19 protein-coding genes are annotated in these 14,968 nt (G+C 60.7%); 11 read left to right on the top strand and 8 right to left on the bottom strand.

What is annotated here, in order from left to right; all coding sequences use genetic code 11:
- Position 1 precedes the first annotated feature (1 nt).
- Positions 2-319: a hypothetical protein gene (locus tag IM739_RS07355; protein ID WP_237370530.1), complete on the top strand. Its 318-nt coding sequence runs from the start codon at positions 2-4 to the stop codon at positions 317-319.
- A 76-nt stretch (positions 320-395) separates the two neighbouring features.
- Here IM739_RS07355 and IM739_RS07350 read toward each other — a convergent pair whose 3' ends face one another.
- Positions 396-1,130, bottom strand: a complete 735-nt coding sequence (locus tag IM739_RS07350) for a cation transporter (RefSeq protein WP_237370529.1) — start codon at positions 1,128-1,130, stop codon at positions 396-398.
- An 82-nt stretch (positions 1,131-1,212) separates the two neighbouring features.
- Here IM739_RS07350 and IM739_RS07345 point away from each other — a divergent pair, with 82 nt between their 5' ends.
- The 7 genes from IM739_RS07345 to IM739_RS07315 all read left to right on the top strand — a co-directional run bounded on the left by IM739_RS07345 (position 1,213) and on the right by IM739_RS07315 (position 5,694).
- On the top strand, positions 1,213-1,626 hold the full coding sequence (locus tag IM739_RS07345) for a MerR family transcriptional regulator (RefSeq protein WP_237370528.1): 414 nt from the start codon (positions 1,213-1,215) through the stop codon (positions 1,624-1,626).
- 10 nt (positions 1,627-1,636) lie between these two features.
- Positions 1,637-2,095 (top strand): cupin domain-containing protein, encoded by a 459-nt coding sequence (locus IM739_RS07340; protein ID WP_237370527.1) that lies wholly within the window; start codon positions 1,637-1,639, stop codon positions 2,093-2,095.
- Positions 2,096-2,303: 208 nt separating this feature from the next.
- Positions 2,304-2,792 carry a GNAT family N-acetyltransferase gene (locus IM739_RS07335; RefSeq protein ID WP_237370526.1) on the top strand — a complete coding sequence of 163 codons (489 nt, stop codon included), beginning with the start codon at positions 2,304-2,306 and terminating at the stop codon, positions 2,790-2,792.
- Positions 2,793-2,824: 32 nt separating this feature from the next.
- Positions 2,825-3,409 (top strand): type 1 glutamine amidotransferase family protein, encoded by a 585-nt coding sequence (locus tag IM739_RS07330; protein ID WP_237370525.1) that lies wholly within the window; start codon positions 2,825-2,827, stop codon positions 3,407-3,409.
- A gap of 271 nt (positions 3,410-3,680) precedes the next feature.
- A complete protein-coding gene (locus IM739_RS07325; protein ID WP_237370524.1) occupies positions 3,681-4,208 on the top strand; it encodes an Hsp20/alpha crystallin family protein in 528 nt (175 codons plus the stop codon).
- A 170-nt stretch (positions 4,209-4,378) separates the two neighbouring features.
- The gene (locus tag IM739_RS07320) at positions 4,379-4,939 is read left to right on the top strand and encodes a hypothetical protein (RefSeq protein WP_237370523.1); all 561 of its coding nucleotides are present in this window, start codon (positions 4,379-4,381) and stop codon (positions 4,937-4,939) included.
- Between the two features lie 218 nt (positions 4,940-5,157).
- Positions 5,158-5,694 (top strand): hypothetical protein, encoded by a 537-nt coding sequence (locus IM739_RS07315; RefSeq protein ID WP_237370522.1) that lies wholly within the window; start codon positions 5,158-5,160, stop codon positions 5,692-5,694.
- 47 nt (positions 5,695-5,741) lie between these two features.
- Here IM739_RS07315 and IM739_RS07310 read toward each other — a convergent pair whose 3' ends face one another.
- The 4 genes from IM739_RS07310 to IM739_RS07295 all read right to left on the bottom strand — a co-directional run bounded on the left by IM739_RS07310 (position 5,742) and on the right by IM739_RS07295 (position 8,338).
- A complete protein-coding gene (locus IM739_RS07310) occupies positions 5,742-5,966 on the bottom strand; it encodes a hypothetical protein (RefSeq protein WP_007604790.1) in 225 nt (74 codons plus the stop codon).
- Positions 5,967-6,085: 119 nt separating this feature from the next.
- Entirely contained in the window at positions 6,086-7,003 is a 918-nt protein-coding gene (locus tag IM739_RS07305; protein ID WP_237370521.1) for a cytochrome c, read from the bottom strand.
- Positions 7,004-7,089: 86 nt separating this feature from the next.
- Positions 7,090-7,533 carry a c-type cytochrome gene (locus tag IM739_RS07300; protein WP_237370520.1) on the bottom strand — a complete coding sequence of 148 codons (444 nt, stop codon included), beginning with the start codon at positions 7,531-7,533 and terminating at the stop codon, positions 7,090-7,092.
- A gap of 175 nt (positions 7,534-7,708) precedes the next feature.
- Positions 7,709-8,338, bottom strand: coding sequence for a LysE family translocator (locus tag IM739_RS07295; RefSeq protein WP_237370519.1), 630 nt, complete (start codon positions 8,336-8,338; stop codon positions 7,709-7,711).
- 121 nt (positions 8,339-8,459) lie between these two features.
- Here IM739_RS07295 and IM739_RS07290 point away from each other — a divergent pair, with 121 nt between their 5' ends.
- Positions 8,460-9,164 (top strand): helix-turn-helix transcriptional regulator, encoded by a 705-nt coding sequence (locus IM739_RS07290; protein ID WP_237370518.1) that lies wholly within the window; start codon positions 8,460-8,462, stop codon positions 9,162-9,164.
- Here the strand turns inward: IM739_RS07290 and IM739_RS07285 are convergent.
- Positions 9,161-10,003 (bottom strand): metallophosphoesterase, encoded by an 843-nt coding sequence (locus tag IM739_RS07285; RefSeq protein WP_237370517.1) that lies wholly within the window; start codon positions 10,001-10,003, stop codon positions 9,161-9,163. The two genes, IM739_RS07290 and IM739_RS07285, sit on opposite strands and share 4 nt — an antisense overlap.
- 240 nt (positions 10,004-10,243) lie before the next feature.
- On the opposite strand from IM739_RS07285, the gene IM739_RS07280 reads away from it, so the two are divergent.
- Positions 10,244-12,169, top strand: coding sequence for a putative bifunctional diguanylate cyclase/phosphodiesterase (locus IM739_RS07280; protein ID WP_237370516.1), 1,926 nt, complete (start codon positions 10,244-10,246; stop codon positions 12,167-12,169).
- A gap of 22 nt (positions 12,170-12,191) precedes the next feature.
- On the opposite strand, the gene IM739_RS07275 is transcribed toward IM739_RS07280, so the two are convergent.
- Positions 12,192-13,358: an AI-2E family transporter gene (locus IM739_RS07275; RefSeq protein WP_237370515.1), complete on the bottom strand. Its 1,167-nt coding sequence runs from the start codon at positions 13,356-13,358 to the stop codon at positions 12,192-12,194.
- Positions 13,359-13,427: 69 nt separating this feature from the next.
- Positions 13,428-14,303 (bottom strand): VOC family protein, encoded by an 876-nt coding sequence (locus IM739_RS07270; protein ID WP_237370514.1) that lies wholly within the window; start codon positions 14,301-14,303, stop codon positions 13,428-13,430.
- Positions 14,304-14,531: 228 nt separating this feature from the next.
- On the opposite strand from IM739_RS07270, the gene IM739_RS07265 reads away from it, so the two are divergent.
- On the top strand, positions 14,532-14,942 hold the full coding sequence (locus IM739_RS07265) for a universal stress protein (RefSeq protein ID WP_007604799.1): 411 nt from the start codon (positions 14,532-14,534) through the stop codon (positions 14,940-14,942).
- Positions 14,943-14,968: the final 26 nt, after the last annotated feature.

Below are 14,968 nucleotides of genomic sequence, written 5' to 3'. Positions count from 1 at the left end.
CATGAGGATCGATAGCGGTCTTAGCAGCAACTATTCCTATCAGAATCGCTACGTGCCGAGCACGACCGATGCCGATGATGCTGCGCCGGATACCAGCACGAGCTCGAAGGCCCGCACCGGCAGCCCCAACACGTTTTCCAGCACGTTGCTGTCGAACCAGCTTGCTTCGGCGCTCTGGACCGTCGAAGGCGGACGCAAGGCTTCGCTGACGGCAGAGTCCGCGACCGCCAACAGCGACGAGCGTGCTTCCAACTCGGTGTCGCAGCAGGTCGAAGCGGCGTACCGCGAATACGACCTGTCGGACTACGCCGAATTCTGAGCTTCAAGGACAGCATCCACACAACCGGCCAGGGCAACCCGGCCGGTTTTTTCATGCGCGATCGCGGACAGGACTGTCAGTGCTTGTGCCGATGCCCCTCGTGGTGGTGGTGATGGGCATGATCCGCGCAGCATTCAGCCATGACAGGCACCGCATCCTGAACACCATGCTCATCCGCATGGTGACCCGCTTGATGGCCACCCTGCTGCCACTCCATCCAGGACTGCTGCAGGATCTGGATCGAAGAGGTCAGGAACAGACCCGCCATGATGGCCGCCACGATCAGGTCCGGCCATGCGGTGGCGGTGCCCCAGACCCCGATGGCGGCAATCATGACAATAACATTGCCGATCGCATCATTGCGCGAGCATAGCCAGACAGACCGTACATTGGCATCGCCATCCTTGTAGTTCATCAGAAGCAAGACACTGGCAACATTGGCAATCAGCGCCAGAAAGCCGATGGCGCCCATGACCGGTGCTTCCGGCAGGTTCATGTAGAAGACGCGGTAAAGCGTGGAACCGAATACCCAAAGCCCCATCACGAACAGGCTGAGGCCCTTGGCAGCAGCGGCCGTCGTTCGCACGCGGATCGACGCGCCAATGACGGCGAGCGAAATGCCATAGGTCACGGCATCGGCGAAGAAATCCAGAGCGTCCGCCTGCAATGCCTGGGACCGAGCCAGCTGGCCGGCGGTCATCTCGATGAAGAACATCCCGGCATTGATGGCGATCACCAGCCAGAGGCGGCGCTTGTAGGTGTCCGACATGCCGTCGAAGGGGCCGTGGCTATGGCCGCAAGAGGCGCTCATGAGATTTCCTTTCCTGCTTGATCTCGTCCTGTTTCGTTTCTAGGATCTATAGCGACTAGAGGTTCAAGAGGTATTTTCAGCAATGTACTCGATTGGCGATCTTTCCCGCCGCACGGGCGTCAAGGTGCCGACCATCCGCTACTACGAGCAGATGGGCTTGATCTCGGCCCCCGACCGCACCGAGGGAAACCAGCGACGCTATGAAAAAGCCGAGCTCGACCAGCTGGCCTTTATTCGCCATGCGCGTGACCTCGGCTTCCCGATCGAGGCAATCCGCGAGCTTCTGACGCTCAGCCGCCATCCGGAAGAGCCCTGCGGCACGGCCGACCAGATCGCCCGCGAACAACTGGCGGATGTTCGCGACAAGATCGCCAAGCTGCGCAAGCTTGAAGACGAACTGACCCGCATCGTCTCCCATTGCGAAGGCCATATCGTCGGCGATTGTTATGTCATCCGCGCGCTGTCCGACCACGGCCTTTGCGAACACGAACATTGAGGATTCGGCAATGCCGGTGATCAGGCAACAGGATGCGGCGCTTGAAGAAGGCAAGGCGGAGGGTATCCATGCCGAACTCGGCCCCTATTCGGCGCGACTTCTCAGCGATGTCGGCGGGCTGACACAATTTGGCGCCTTCCTCGAGACTCTGCCGCCCGGTTCACGCTCGTCGCACCAGCACTGGCACGAGCGGGAGGACGAGTTCATCTTCGTGGTGTCAGGCCGGGTAACGCTGCTCGAAGGTGATGACGTGACTGAAATGCAGGCCGGCGACGCCGCGACCTTCAAGGCTGGCGTGGCCATCGGCCATTGCCTGGAAAACCGTTCTGCGGTCGATGCCATTTATCTCGTCGTCGGCACCCGCTTGCCGGATGATGTGGTGCACTATACCCAGAAGGACATGCTGCTCACCAAGGTAAATTTCGACAAGCGGCTGACCGACAGGGCGGGGAATGAGATAGCGCGATGATCCACAGCGATCGCCATTGACAATCGATTGAATTCGGCGCATCTCAATTTCATGATCGACGCACGCGCAACCATCTCCTGCACGTATTTTTGGGCCTACCGGTAACCGGCGGCTCGACAGATCACTTTGTCAACAGGCCGCCGTCAGGCGGCCTTGTTGTTTAAAAAACGCAGCTTCCCCTGACGGCACATAAAAAAGGGAAGCGAAAATGACCGAAGATACCGAAGCTACGCTGCCGCGCCCGCCCGTCGTGGTGATCCGCCATGCCCGGCGCCAGGACCTGCCACAACTCAACGACATGATAAAGGCGCTTTCCGCCCATCACGGCGATGCCTCGGCGATGACCCCAGAAACGCTCGAGCGCGACCTGTTCGGCGCCCTGCCCTGGATCACCGCCCTGGTTGCCGATGGCGGCGAAGGCCTGATCGGCTACGCCATACTCGTGCCGCTCTACAGGGCCGACGAAGGCAAACGCGGCATGGACCTGCATCATCTGTTCGTCCGGGACGGCCAGCGCGGCAACGGCATCGGCCAACATCTGGTTGCCCGCGCCCGCGACATCGCCGTACAGTCCGGCTGCGATTACCTTTCGGTTGGCGCCGCGACCGGTAATGTGGCGGCTCACCGGTTCTACGAACACATGGATTTCGTACCGCGCCCGGTGACCGGCATGCGCTACATTCAGCGCCTTTCGTAACCGTGGGTGCCAAGCTGAAGGGAGAGATGTCGATGACTCGCATAGCCATTGCGCTGACCGAAGACTTCGCCGATTGGGAATGCGCGCTGTTGATGGCGGTGGCGCGGTCGTATCTCGGCGTCGAGATCCGGACCGCTTCGCCCGACGGCCGGCCGGTCACGTCGATGGGCGGACTGAAAGTCACGCCCGATCTCGCCTATGATGCATTCGATGCAGAGGCGTTTGACGCGCTGATCATTCCGGGCGGCCTCATCTGGGAAAAAGGCAACGCACCTGACTTCACCGCAAAGGCCCGTGAATTTCACGGCTCGGGCAAGGTGGTGGGCGGGATCTGCGCTGCGGCGAGCGCGCTTGCGGCGACAGGCATCCTCAACGACGTGGCCCATACCGGCAACCGTCTTGCCTCGCACCAGAAATATCCGGGCTACGGAGGCGCAGCACTCTACCGCGACCAGCCTCAGGCCGTGTCGGACGGCAAGGTGATCACGGCGCCCGGCAATTCCCCGATCACCTTCACCATGGAGATCCTCAAGGCGCTGGATCTGTGGAGCAGCGAAGCGGAAGACGAGATCGCGGTGTTTGCCAACGAACATCTGCCGCATGGCGCCGTCGGCTGACGCCTGGGCAAGTCTCCAGGATTGAGCGGCAGCCAGCCGTCCTGCGGCGAGGTTCTGTGCCTTGCAGACTGCAGGGCTTATGCATGGAAAGCCGCAATCGGACGCGCCGCATGGCGCACCGGCCGCGCCATGATGCCAAGGCAAATGCTCCGCCGCTTGACCGTAGTCAATGACCTGATTTGCGTCTTTGGCTAATATTGGATTGACAATTCAGAGGCAGATGTTCCGCAACATCGGCTGCGGGCATCAAGATCAACGAGGAGTGATGACCATGAATGATTCAGTCAAAAAGCTTCCGATCACCACCGAAAATCCGCAGACATCGATCACGGATCGTCCTTGGGCAGCGCTTGATACACTGCGCCAGGAGATAGACCGGCTGTTCACCGACTTCCATCCGTTTTCGTTGGGAGCACCCGTCGCTCGAGGGTTGCGCAGTCTCGATCCGTCAGCCTTCCCATGGAAGGTCGCGCCAGCGGTCGACATGATCGAAAAGGACGGCTTCTACGAAGTTACGGCCGAGCTGCCCGGCATGGACGACAAAAGCGTCGAGGTGAAGGTTGCCAACGGTGTCCTGACGATCCGCGGCGAGAAATCCGAAGAGAAGAGCGAAGACAAGAAAGACTATCATCTTTCGGAGCGGCGCTACGGCTCGTTCCAGCGGAGCTTTGCCCTGCCCGACGGTATCGATCGGGACAAGATCGAGGCGACTTTTTCCAAAGGCCTGCTCAGCGTGACGCTGCCGAAGACCGCCGAAGCGGTCAGCAGTGAAAAGAAGATCGAGATCAAGGCTGCCTGAACCATGCGGCAACGGCATGGGCACGCACTAGCCGACATGCCCATGCGGCCGACTAACGACCCTGATTGATGACCGCGCCATGGTGCAGCATCCGTCCAGCAAGAAATCGGTGGTATATCCGACAGGCTTCGCGCTAGCCTCTCGGACGACTTGAACCGGGGAGGTCTGCGATGGACGATGCCGTGGAAATGCGCCTTGAACACGTTTCCCAGATCTTCGAAACGCTGGATCCCTATCCGTTCAGGGGCCGGGAATTGTCGCAGGATGCAATCGAATACATTACCCGGCACGCAAGCCTGATGCCGAAAAAGCAACCGATCCAGATCACGGTTCATCTGCCCGAAGACGCGGCCTCGCAGGCGGAGGTCCAGAGCCTCGATCGGGCGATTTCGAACTATTTCCTCTACAGCCACGGGGTTGTCGAACACCAGTTGCGCGAACTTCTGCGTACCGGGCGCCGGGCCCTGTTGCTCGGTCTCGCGGTGCTTGCCTTGTGTCTTGTGTTCGGCCAGGCCGTTTCTGCGCTGACATCCTACGGCCGTATCTCGCATTTCCTGGAGGAAGGCGCGATTATCGTCGGATGGGTTGCCCTGTGGCATCCGCTGAACATCCTGCTCTATGATTCCTGGCCGCTGCGGGAACAGGCCAAGCTGCATCGCCGCCTGTCTGAGGCAAAGGTCGCCCTGCGCTTTTATCCGCCCGCCCCGGAGCCGACCGCCACGGGCGCCTGACCTTTTCGAGACCTTCCGGGCCTTGGTCCGATGCGCTGCGTTCTTGTCGAGGCCATCGCGCAAGCGTATGTTTGACACTGCAAGGCTGACGGCCCTTGCAGCATGCGTGGCGGCGCTTAACCGAAGCCTTGAAACGCGTTTATCGGTCGAACGCCGACCTGTCCCCATTTCAAACATCTGGATCAACGACACGACAGCAAAAAACGGAGGAGGCGTACATGGCGATTTCGCGCAAACAGGAAGAGCGGTTGCTGACCGAGGAGGAGTGGCATCTGGTTCAGCAGTCCCACCACCCCGCGGTTCAGCAGTTGAACGATGCCGACCTGACCAAACTGCTGAAACAGGTTCGTGACAGACGCAATCGCGCCAAGACCGAGGCTCACCGCCAGACCCGCGAGTTGCGCGGCAAGGCTGCGGCGAAAGGCGTAGAGCCGGTCAGGAAGGATGTCGGCACAAGAGGCAAGCTCGAAATCCTGGCCATGAGCATGCGCCGGCTGAATGGCGAACATGCCCGCCGCCAGAAAATGCAGGGCAAGGTGCAACTGGTCGAGAACATGCGCGCCGCCCTGGCCTTGAAGCAGAGTGCCAAGGTCGAGCGAGACGACAGCTACAATTCGCGCCATGCGCATGCCGGCATGCGAGCCATCGAATCCAAACGCTACAAGAGCCTTGTCCGCCCCGCTGAACGGGGACGCCTGCGCGCGGCCGCGGCGGCCGCACAGGCGAAGCGGGATTCCCGCAGTGCGGCGGGATAGGACCAGTCAGCAACATGGTCGGGAAAGCCGGCAACCCAAAGCCAGGCTCAATGGCGCACGGGCGGCTTTTCCGACCATTTCTGCAAGGTTGTCTTGATCAGAATAAGCGCCGCCTGCTGGGCATGATCGCGCTCGCGCGGATCGACAATGGCCGAAAGACGTCTTTCGAAGGCACGCACCGTCTCGTCCACCCAGCGATGCAGGGCGGGATCAGGATAATTGTCGAGCAGCGAGCGGATTGCCGATTCCATCCGCCGACGTTCGATGCTCATGAATCCTCCGAAATCATTTCGTGGATTGCATGATGACGGTGCTGGCTTGCGCGATGCTTGAGGCGACGGTTTCAATCCGCGGCGGCGGGCAAGGGCGAGAGGCGCCCGCCGCTCGCAAATCATTGTATCGCGGGAATGGCTTTGAGATAGGCCGCAATCGCCTCTCTGTCGCTGGCTGGCAGTTCGGCCATGTTCTTCTGCACCTCGACCATCGTGCCGCCGACGCTGTCGAAGTCCGGGGTAAAGCCGGTTTCGAGATAGGTTGCGATATCCGACTCGCTCCAGGATCCGATGCTCTTCGAGCCTGGCGTGATGTTGGGGATGGTCCCCTCGCCTTCCGGATTGGGACCACCGGCCAGCCACTGGCCGCCCCTGAAGCCGCCGAGCATGTCGCGCGGGGTATGGCATTCGCCGCAATGGCCGGGGCCTTCGACCAGATACTGGCCCCGCTTGACCATGTCGCTGGCGTCGGTCAACGCCACGCGCGGCTCGTCGGTAAAATAGAGAAATTTCCAGCCGCCGAGGGACTGGCGGATATTGAAGGGGAACGGCAATTCATGCGCCGGCGCCACGGCGTCGCTCGCCGGCAGTGTCTTGATGAAGCCGAACAGGTCGTTGACGTCCTTCGCCGACATGCGCGAGTAGGAGCCATAGGGGAAGGATGGATACAGATGCTCGCCCCGACGCCCGACGCCGCGGGTCATGGCATCACCGAATTCGGCAAGTGTCCAGGCGCCGATGCCGGCCGTCTGGCTGCTGGAGATGTTTGGTGCATGGAAGGTGCCGAACGGGCTGTGGATCGGCGCGCCGCCCGACAGGATCAAACGCGCATCGCCCGCGCTGCCGGCCGGCGTATGACAGCTGGTACAGCCGCCGGCAAAAAACACCTCCCGGCCATGGGCAAGATCCGGTTCACCGAGCCCGGCCCAGACAGATGGGTCCTGGCGCGCGGGTGCGGTGACGACGAGAAATCCGCCCGCACCCAGGGCGCCGATGACCGACAGGCCGACAAGGCCCTTGACCCATTTCGAAACCATCCAGAGCCTCCGCAAGAATCACGCTGCCCCAAACGGGCCGAAACGGACAGTCGCCCGACAGTTAAACCGTCGGGCGCGCCGAATGCTTATTTCTTCAGGCGGTAGGTCTCGTGACAGGTGCCGCAGGTCCCACCGACGGCCTTCATCACCGCACCGACGCCGGCCTGATCGGCAGGCAGAGCGGCGAGCTGCGCTTCGGCAGCAGTCGCCAGGGCCATCGACTTCGACTTGAAGTCGTCCATGTTTTCCCAGATCTTCGGGCTGGCTTCCGTTTCAAGACCGGTTTCCGAGCCGGCCGGGAACTGGTCGGGGAATGTCTTGCCAACCTCGACCATGGTGGTCAGCGAAGCCTTGACGACCTCTGCATCGAACGGCTTTTCGCCTTTGGCGATCGCCGCCAGGGCACCCATGGCGCCGCCGGTCTTTTTCATCATTTCCTGACGGACAACCTGCGGCTCACCCGCCGCGATGGCCACCGTCACGCCAAGACAGATGGCCGCAGCGGCCGTCAAAACGAGCTTCAACTTCATTCCCATTCTCCCACGGAGTTTGCCGGCGGACCGACGTTAGCTTCGAGCATGGGGATGTTTGCAGGTTTGGACTGGCGGAATGAAGTCACAAAGCGGTGATCATGCGACGGAGCATCAATCATCTGATATTCATGACAGATCGGCCTGCACTGCAAACCAAGCGGGGCTCTCTGCGCTACCGCAGTTCATGCGCCAGGGTAAAGATCGCAGCGGCAATCAGAAGCAGGCCCGCGCCACGGCCAATGGCCCTGGTGACGCCGGGGTTTGCCACCAGCGCGTGACGGGCACCATGGCCCGCGAGCGCAACGCTGCCATACACCACGCCCTGCACGGCCATCGTCATCAGTCCCATGACCGTGCCCTGCATGAGCAGCGATCCATATTGCGGTTTGAGGAACTGCGGAAAGACGGCAATCACGAAGAGATAAGCCTTGGGATTGAGCAGACAGGTGGCCAGGGCCTGGCCAAATGTCGACGAAAGACGCCTGGCGGCACCGGTCTGGACGGCCTCGACGGTGATGGAACTGCGAACCAGCGAGATGCCGATCCAGACCATGTAGGCAGCGCCGACGATCAGCAGCGGGGTAAAAAGCTGAGGCACCAGCGCCACCAGCGCACCCGTGCCGAGCGTACCGAAGATCGTGTGGATCGCACCTCCGGCCATCATTCCGGTGGTTGCGGCCAATCCGGCGCGCTTGCCGCCGGAAAGAGCGCTCGCCAGGACATAGATCATGTCCATGCCTGGCACGACCACGATACCCGTCAGCAGCAAAAGAAAAAGCCAGAGATTTTCTGCGTAGTTCATGTCAGTATCCTTGGTACGGAATTCAACGGCTAGGACTTTTGTTTCAAACAATCAATTTGTTACCCGCTGCATACAGAATGGCTCCTGACAGCATAGTGTCAGGAGAGACAAGGAGGGCGACATGCGCAAGGCGTCGCGGCTGTTCGAGATCATCCAAATCCTGAAGCTTTCCCGCGCCGCGGTGACAGCGCAAAGCATTGCCGACCAGCTCGAAGTCACCATGCGGTCGATCTACCGCGACATCGCCGCTCTACAGGCGATGCGCGTTCCGATCGAGGGGGAGCGCGGACTGGGTTATATCCTCCGTCCAGGTTTCGATCTGCCACCCTTGATGTTCACCGTCGAGGAAACGGAAGCAATCGTGCTCGGATTGCAGATGCTCGAGCGCAGCGGCGACACCTCGCTCAGGCGCTCGGCGGAATCGGTGAACCGGAAGATCGCCGGCGCGGTGCCGGAACCCCTGCGGCAGAGCCTGCAATCCGCCACGCTTTATGCCTGGGGCTCGCCGCCGCAGATGCCGAAGGATTTCGAGCTGGAACAGGTGCGCACAGCGATACGCAACGAACAGGTGCTGCGGATCGACTATCGCGATGATCGAGGCGAGGCCAGTCGCCGGATGATAAAGCCGCTGGCGCTGATCTATTATGCGCAGTCCGTCAATCTGGTTGCCTGGTGCGAGTTGCGGCAGGCGATCCGCAATTTCCGCAGCGAGCGCATCATTGAGTGCAAGACGCAGGACCGCTTTTTCAAGGGCGAAGGCGACCGTTTGCGCGCCATTTGGACGAGCGGCTGGGCGAGCGGCGCCGCAAATGCGGCATCAGCCTAGAGGGCAAGTCGGCGGCTCTGTTCGCGACCAAAACCCTCGATCTCGATCCGGTCGGGATAAAGGTCGAGCACGGCGAAGGCGTTGTCGAACTCGGTGTCGACCATGCCGCAGAAATTGATGAAATGTGTGGCTCCAAGCAGGCCGTAGTTGCCGGCATGATCGTGGCCGCAAAGATAGGCGATGGCAGCCGGAGATCCGGCCAACATGCGCGCCAGGTCTTCGGCCTGCCAGAGGCAGTGATCCGAGAACGGATGGATCGGATAGTGGCCCAGCACGATGACCTTCTCGCCCGCGGCCTCGGCGTCCTTGAGCCGAAGCGCCAGCCACGCGGTCTGGCTTGCGCTCATGCCGCCATTCCAGTCCATCGCGTTGACGGCACCCGCCGCCTTCATGGCGGCAAGGCGTGCCTGCGCTTCGATGCGCCGCGGATCGCCTTCGGCCAATGCGAAAAGCGAGATCTCGTTGCCATCGGTGACGATAATGCGAATGCCGTTGATCGACAGGTCGTGATAGGGGGCGGGCATGGCCAGCACCTGGTGGATCTCGCCAAGTCGCTCCTGGACCACCGCGAAGTCGTGATTGCCCGGCAGCAGGATGCGCGGGTGTCGCAAACGGTCCAATTCAGCCAGAACCGGGGCGAAATTCTCGAAGCCGCGATCGATCAGATCACCCAGAACGACGACCGCATGCAAAGGCATGGTGTTGAAACAATCCACTGCCTGGGAAAGCTTTTCCAGGCTCCTTGCGTAGTGTCGGTTCAACTGTGGATGCGGAGGCAGCGCGGCATACTGCGGATCGGTAATGACGCCGAGGCGCAAAACAGGAGATTCTTGCGACATATACGATTTCAACACATGCGTTTCAGTATGCGCGCTCTACACAGTCGCCGTGACACTGAGATGACATCGAAAATCCGTGTCTAAACTTTGGCCCAGCGCCCGAGCAATTGTTTTCTATTCCTAAAGACTTCCCTGATATTCCTTTGTGATGAATGGATCCGGTTGTGATCTGGGTTGCTATGAAAGCACGTTCAATACGATTCTGCTGCGTGCGCCTATTGCAACTGGACTGCTTTCTTCATGGATCAATCATTGAACGCATCGCCGCTCTCGGCCCTGCCGAATGACAAGCACGCAACTCAAGACGCGCGCCAGCGCTTCCACAACGGCGTTGCCGAAGCCTTCGCGCCGATCATTCGCGGCTTTCTCCTGCCGGCCATCGTCTATTACACGCTGATTACCATCGCGCATTTTTTCGCCGAGACCGGCACGGAACAGATCATTCTGACGGGCATGTCGCTGGCAACCGTCCTGCTGGCGCTGTCTCTTCTGCGCAGCCTGCAAGGCGATCTCAGCCACGGAAAACTGGAACTGATCGGCCTCAGCATGCATCTGGCGATGTATGTGAATATCGTGACATATCTTTCGATCCATTTCGAAGAACACAAGCTCGTCTACTTCGTCCTGCTGGTGCTGGTGATTTCGACATCGGCCGTGAGCGCCAGGGTGATCGTTATCGGCTCCGCCCTGTCTCTGGCGACAATGCTTTGGCTCGCCCACAAAGCCGGGCCGGACGTCTTTCTACAGTATGCGTTTATCGGCCTTGCCGGCACCTTTGCCGCGCTCGGCATGGCATGGCTGATGCGCACGGCCATCCTGAAGGCGGTCGCGGCAAGGACGATGGCCGACGACCTGCGGCGCAAGGCGGAAGTGCTCGCTGATTTCGATACGCTGACCGGGCTGCCGAGCCGGCGCAGCTTCTTCATAGAACTCGATCGTGCGCTGACAAAGGCAAACGTGACGACCTCCGGCTTCTACATGGGCATCATCGATCTGGACGGCTTCAAGCCGGTCAACGATCTCTATGGCCATGTCACGGGCGACAGGTTGTTGACGGAGGTTGCAGAGCGTCTGCGCGCAGCCTTGTCCGGCGACTGTTTCATCGCCCGTCTGGGCGGGGATGAATTTGCGCTGATCGTGCCGGACATCGCGGGCCAGAGCGAAGTACAGGCGCTGGGCGAACGGCTGTGCAACGGCATGCGGGAGCCGTTTATCCTCGACAGCCTGAGCATTGCCATTTCCGCATCGGCAGGCTTTGCGCATTGTCCGACCCATGGAAGCACGGCCAACCAGTTGTACGAGCGTGCCGACCATGCCCTCTACAGCGCAAAGCGTGCGACCCGCGGCGACGTGGTGATCTTCTCGGCCAGCCATGAGGCCGCAATGAAGGATGTCGGCCGCATCGACCAGACGCTGCGCAACTGCGACCTCGCCAAGGAAATGTCGCTCGTCTACCAGCCGCAAATCGATATCAATACCGGCAGGACGATCGGCTTCGAGGCACTGGCACGCTGGAACAGCCCGACACTCGGGCCGGTTTCGCCCTCGACATTCATTCCTGCCGCCGAGCGTTCCGGCCTGATCGAACGCATGACCTCCGTGCTGCTGCAAAAGGCACTGTCCACGGCGGCGACATGGCCGCACAATGTCAAGCTATCCTTCAACCTGTCTGCTAACGATCTCATGTCGCCTCGATCGATCAGCAATGTCGTGCACATCGTGCGCGACAGCAATATCGAACCCAACCGGGTGATCTTCGAAATCACCGAGACCGCCGTCATGTCGGATTTCGACCGCGCCCGCGACAGTCTGGAACTGCTGGCCGGCATGGGGTGCCTGATCGCGCTCGACGACTTCGGCTCCGGCTATTCGAATTTTGGCTATATCAATCGTTTCCCGCTGCACAAGCTGAAGACTGACAGGAATTTCGTGCTGCGCCTGCGCGAAGACGATGGCGTGGGCGGAAACATCCTGCGCGCCATTTCTGACCTGTCGATGAGCCTGGGCATCGAATGCCTGGCCGAGGGTGTGGAATCCGATTTCGACCTGGAAGCCGTGCGCGCAGCCGGCATCCATCAGGTCCAGGGCTTTTACTTCGGCCGTCCGATGGCCGGTCTCGATGCGATGAACTACCTCCAGGCGGAATCGCACCGGCTGGCGTCGTAGGGCCGCTCGACTATCAGCCTACTCAGCCCGGCAGCTTGGGCTGAAGCTTTGTCTGCGGCAGCAACTCGTTGGCGATCGTGATCACGATCAGCGAGAGCGGCACAGCGAGCATGGCGCCGATGGCTCCCCACATCCATGTCCAGAACACGATGGCGACAAAGACCATGAAGGAGTTGATTTCCAGGCGGCGCCCCATCACAGCGGGGGTGACGAGGTTTTCGATGATACCGTGCACGGTGAAGTAGACGATCGCCGGCAGGAGACCGATCAGGATGCTGTCTTGGACGAGCAGTCCCGCGACCGCCATGGACAAGGTGATCAGCGTAATGCCGAGAAAGGGGACGAAACTGGCAAGAAATGCAAACAGGCCCCACAGCAGGGCATTGCCAAGCCCGCCGACCATCGCGGCCGCGGCCGCGACTACCGCCGAGGCGGCATAAAGGACGATGGCCGTGGCGAAATAGAAGCCGAGGGCCCGTTCGATCGAGTTCAGGGTCCGGATCGCGGCCAAACGGCGTGCCCGGTCCTTGAAGCCGATGATCAGCGCCTTGCGCAGCGAGAGGCGACTGCCGAGAAACAACATCAGGCCGCCAAAGAAGATCAATGTCTGCACAAGGGCAGGCGTGATGCCGACGGCCACGGTCGACAGAACCGCACCGCTGTTTTCCAGCATGGCTTCCGGCGTGACCGGACCGCTGGTCATCGCCTCGATCGGACGCTTGAGCCAGGAGATCCGCTCGAGCCGCGGCATCAACTGGTCGACAGCCTGTTCGATCATCGCTGGGCCGCGGCTCGCCAGATCGCTGAGCGGCGCGGCAAGGGCGCTGCCGACAAACAGCAGCAGACCAGCAAACAGGCTCGACAGGATGAACGCGGTCATCATCGGGGGAATGCCGAGATTGCCCAGCTTGTCGGCCGCAAGCCCCAGGATGAGGCCGACAACGATCGCCAGGGTCAGCGGCATCAGAACGGCCGAGGCCAGATAGATTGCCGCGACGCCCATGACGGTGAAAATTCCGATGACCGACCAGGCGAGCGCGAAATCAAGACCGGTCTTGCGCACCTTGACGCGATGCGGCGTATATCGCCGCTTCTGCATGGCCCGGAATGCTTCCCTTTCCATCGGCGACATGCGCGACATTGCATAGGCATCGCTCGCCGAGCTTTCTCCTTCCGGTCTCGATTCCATCGTCATATCCCCCTTGCGCTGCCAGCAAACGCGCGAGCCTGCCGGGGGTTCCATGGCGATGGATCAAAGTCAGGCGGCGAGTGTGATGCCGATGCCCCAGGGATCTCTCAGGCTGTAGCCTTCGGCCGTCCGGGTCACCGGGATTTCCAGGCCCTCCAGGGTCGCCAGAACCGTGTCGAGGCTCGGCTTGTCGTTGAAAACCAGGGAATAATCCGAGAGCCCGCTCATGGCGCCAGAACGGGCGCCGGCATTGCGGCTGTTCCAGACATTGGCGGCGATGTGGTGGTGATAGGCACCGGAGGCAAAGAAGCTCGCGCCGGGATAGCTCGCCATCTTCTTCAGGCCAAGAACACCTTCGTAGAAACGATCGGCTTCCGGTACGTTGCCGACCTGCAGATGCATATGACCGATGGCCGCATCCGGCGCCATGCCACCCCACTCGGTCTTGGGCGCGCTGTCATACAATGACTGCAGGTCCAGGCGTTCGGTTGCCATCTGTACTGTACCATCGGCATGATAGGTCCAATCACCCGGCTTGCGGTCGGCATAGATCTCGATGCCATTGCCTTCCGGGTCGGACAGATAGATCGCCTCGCTGACCAGATGGTCGCTGGCACCGTCAAGCCGGATATGGCGATGGGCTGAATGGGCAAGCCAATGGGCGAGTTCCTGTCGGCTGGGCATCAGGAAGGCGGTGTGAAAGAGACCAGCGGCATTGCGCGGCGCACGCGCCACGTCGCCGCGCGTGGTCAAGGTCAACAGCGGCTTTCCGGCGACACCCAGAACGACGCCGGAGGCGCTCTTTTCGATTACCGAAAGGCCAAGTATCGTCTGATAGAAATCGCTGACGGTCGCAAGGTCGGTCACCACCAGATGGGTCCGTCCGACATGCACCGGACGAGTGAGGGCGAAACTGTCGTCCGTGGCTGCAGCGACATCGGTCATGGTCATGGCTCCTATTTCGGTCCGCTCTCTGTGGCGTGATGCCACCTATATGCGCCCTCTCGATCGTTCACGATAGATGACATCTTTTCGACTTATCGTTCGACATTTGTTGACGATGTCGCCATGTGAAAATTTGATCCTGATCAATGCGGCTTTCAGGTCGCGGGACCATTGTCAGCGCATCGAGCGGAAACGCCGTTGAAAGGCGTCGCGATAAAGGAGACCATGATGTATAAGAAGATCATTGTACCGGTAGACCCTGCGGCGCTCGACAAGGGAGAGAAAAGCCTGCGCAAGGCGGCGTCGCTTCTGGATGCCGGCGGCGAGATCGTGCTTCTGACCGTTGTCGAGGATCTGCCCGGCTATCTGGCCATCGACGTGCCGGTGGACCTGATCGAAGGCGCGATCAAGGATGCGAAGGCACAGCTGGTCGAACTGAAAGAAAAGACAGCGATCGCGGCAAGGATCGAGATCCGCTCCGGGGCCCCGGCCCGCGAAATCCTGGCTGCATCCGAAGATCATTCGGCAGACCTGATCATTGTCGCTTCGCATGTTCCTGACTATTCGAACTACTTCATCGGCGCGACCGCAGACCGGGTTGTGCGCCACTCGAAGGTCTCGGTCCTGGTGGACCGCTGACACAAACTACAACAACAAGAAAGTTC

Source organism: Rhizobium sp. SL42, from assembly GCF_021729845.1.
GTDB lineage: Bacteria > Pseudomonadota > Alphaproteobacteria > Rhizobiales > Rhizobiaceae > Allorhizobium.
Note: the sequence above shows the minus strand (reverse complement) of the source record. Positions and strands in the feature narration are given on the sequence as shown.

Coding starts and splice junctions, on each gene's coding strand:
- IM739_RS07285 (WP_237370517.1), bottom strand. CDS start 10,003: ATGTCGCAAGAATCTCCTGTTTTGCGCCTCGGCGTCATTACCGATCCG.
- IM739_RS07300 (WP_237370520.1), bottom strand. CDS start 7,533: ATGAAGTTGAAGCTCGTTTTGACGGCCGCTGCGGCCATCTGTCTTGGC.
- IM739_RS07305 (WP_237370521.1), bottom strand. CDS start 7,003: ATGGTTTCGAAATGGGTCAAGGGCCTTGTCGGCCTGTCGGTCATCGGC.
- IM739_RS07345 (WP_237370528.1), top strand. CDS start 1,213: ATGTACTCGATTGGCGATCTTTCCCGCCGCACGGGCGTCAAGGTGCCG.
- IM739_RS07265 (WP_007604799.1), top strand. CDS start 14,532: ATGTATAAGAAGATCATTGTACCGGTAGACCCTGCGGCGCTCGACAAG.
- IM739_RS07315 (WP_237370522.1), top strand. CDS start 5,158: ATGGCGATTTCGCGCAAACAGGAAGAGCGGTTGCTGACCGAGGAGGAG.
- IM739_RS07355 (WP_237370530.1), top strand. CDS start 2: ATGAGGATCGATAGCGGTCTTAGCAGCAACTATTCCTATCAGAATCGC.
- IM739_RS07335 (WP_237370526.1), top strand. CDS start 2,304: ATGACCGAAGATACCGAAGCTACGCTGCCGCGCCCGCCCGTCGTGGTG.
- IM739_RS07350 (WP_237370529.1), bottom strand. CDS start 1,130: ATGAGCGCCTCTTGCGGCCATAGCCACGGCCCCTTCGACGGCATGTCG.
- IM739_RS07330 (WP_237370525.1), top strand. CDS start 2,825: ATGACTCGCATAGCCATTGCGCTGACCGAAGACTTCGCCGATTGGGAA.
- IM739_RS07275 (WP_237370515.1), bottom strand. CDS start 13,358: ATGGAATCGAGACCGGAAGGAGAAAGCTCGGCGAGCGATGCCTATGCA.
- IM739_RS07270 (WP_237370514.1), bottom strand. CDS start 14,303: ATGACCGATGTCGCTGCAGCCACGGACGACAGTTTCGCCCTCACTCGT.
- IM739_RS07310 (WP_007604790.1), bottom strand. CDS start 5,966: ATGAGCATCGAACGTCGGCGGATGGAATCGGCAATCCGCTCGCTGCTC.
- IM739_RS07340 (WP_237370527.1), top strand. CDS start 1,637: ATGCCGGTGATCAGGCAACAGGATGCGGCGCTTGAAGAAGGCAAGGCG.
- IM739_RS07290 (WP_237370518.1), top strand. CDS start 8,460: ATGCGCAAGGCGTCGCGGCTGTTCGAGATCATCCAAATCCTGAAGCTT.
- IM739_RS07295 (WP_237370519.1), bottom strand. CDS start 8,338: ATGAACTACGCAGAAAATCTCTGGCTTTTTCTTTTGCTGCTGACGGGT.
- IM739_RS07320 (WP_237370523.1), top strand. CDS start 4,379: ATGGACGATGCCGTGGAAATGCGCCTTGAACACGTTTCCCAGATCTTC.
- IM739_RS07325 (WP_237370524.1), top strand. CDS start 3,681: ATGAATGATTCAGTCAAAAAGCTTCCGATCACCACCGAAAATCCGCAG.
- IM739_RS07280 (WP_237370516.1), top strand. CDS start 10,244: ATGGATCAATCATTGAACGCATCGCCGCTCTCGGCCCTGCCGAATGAC.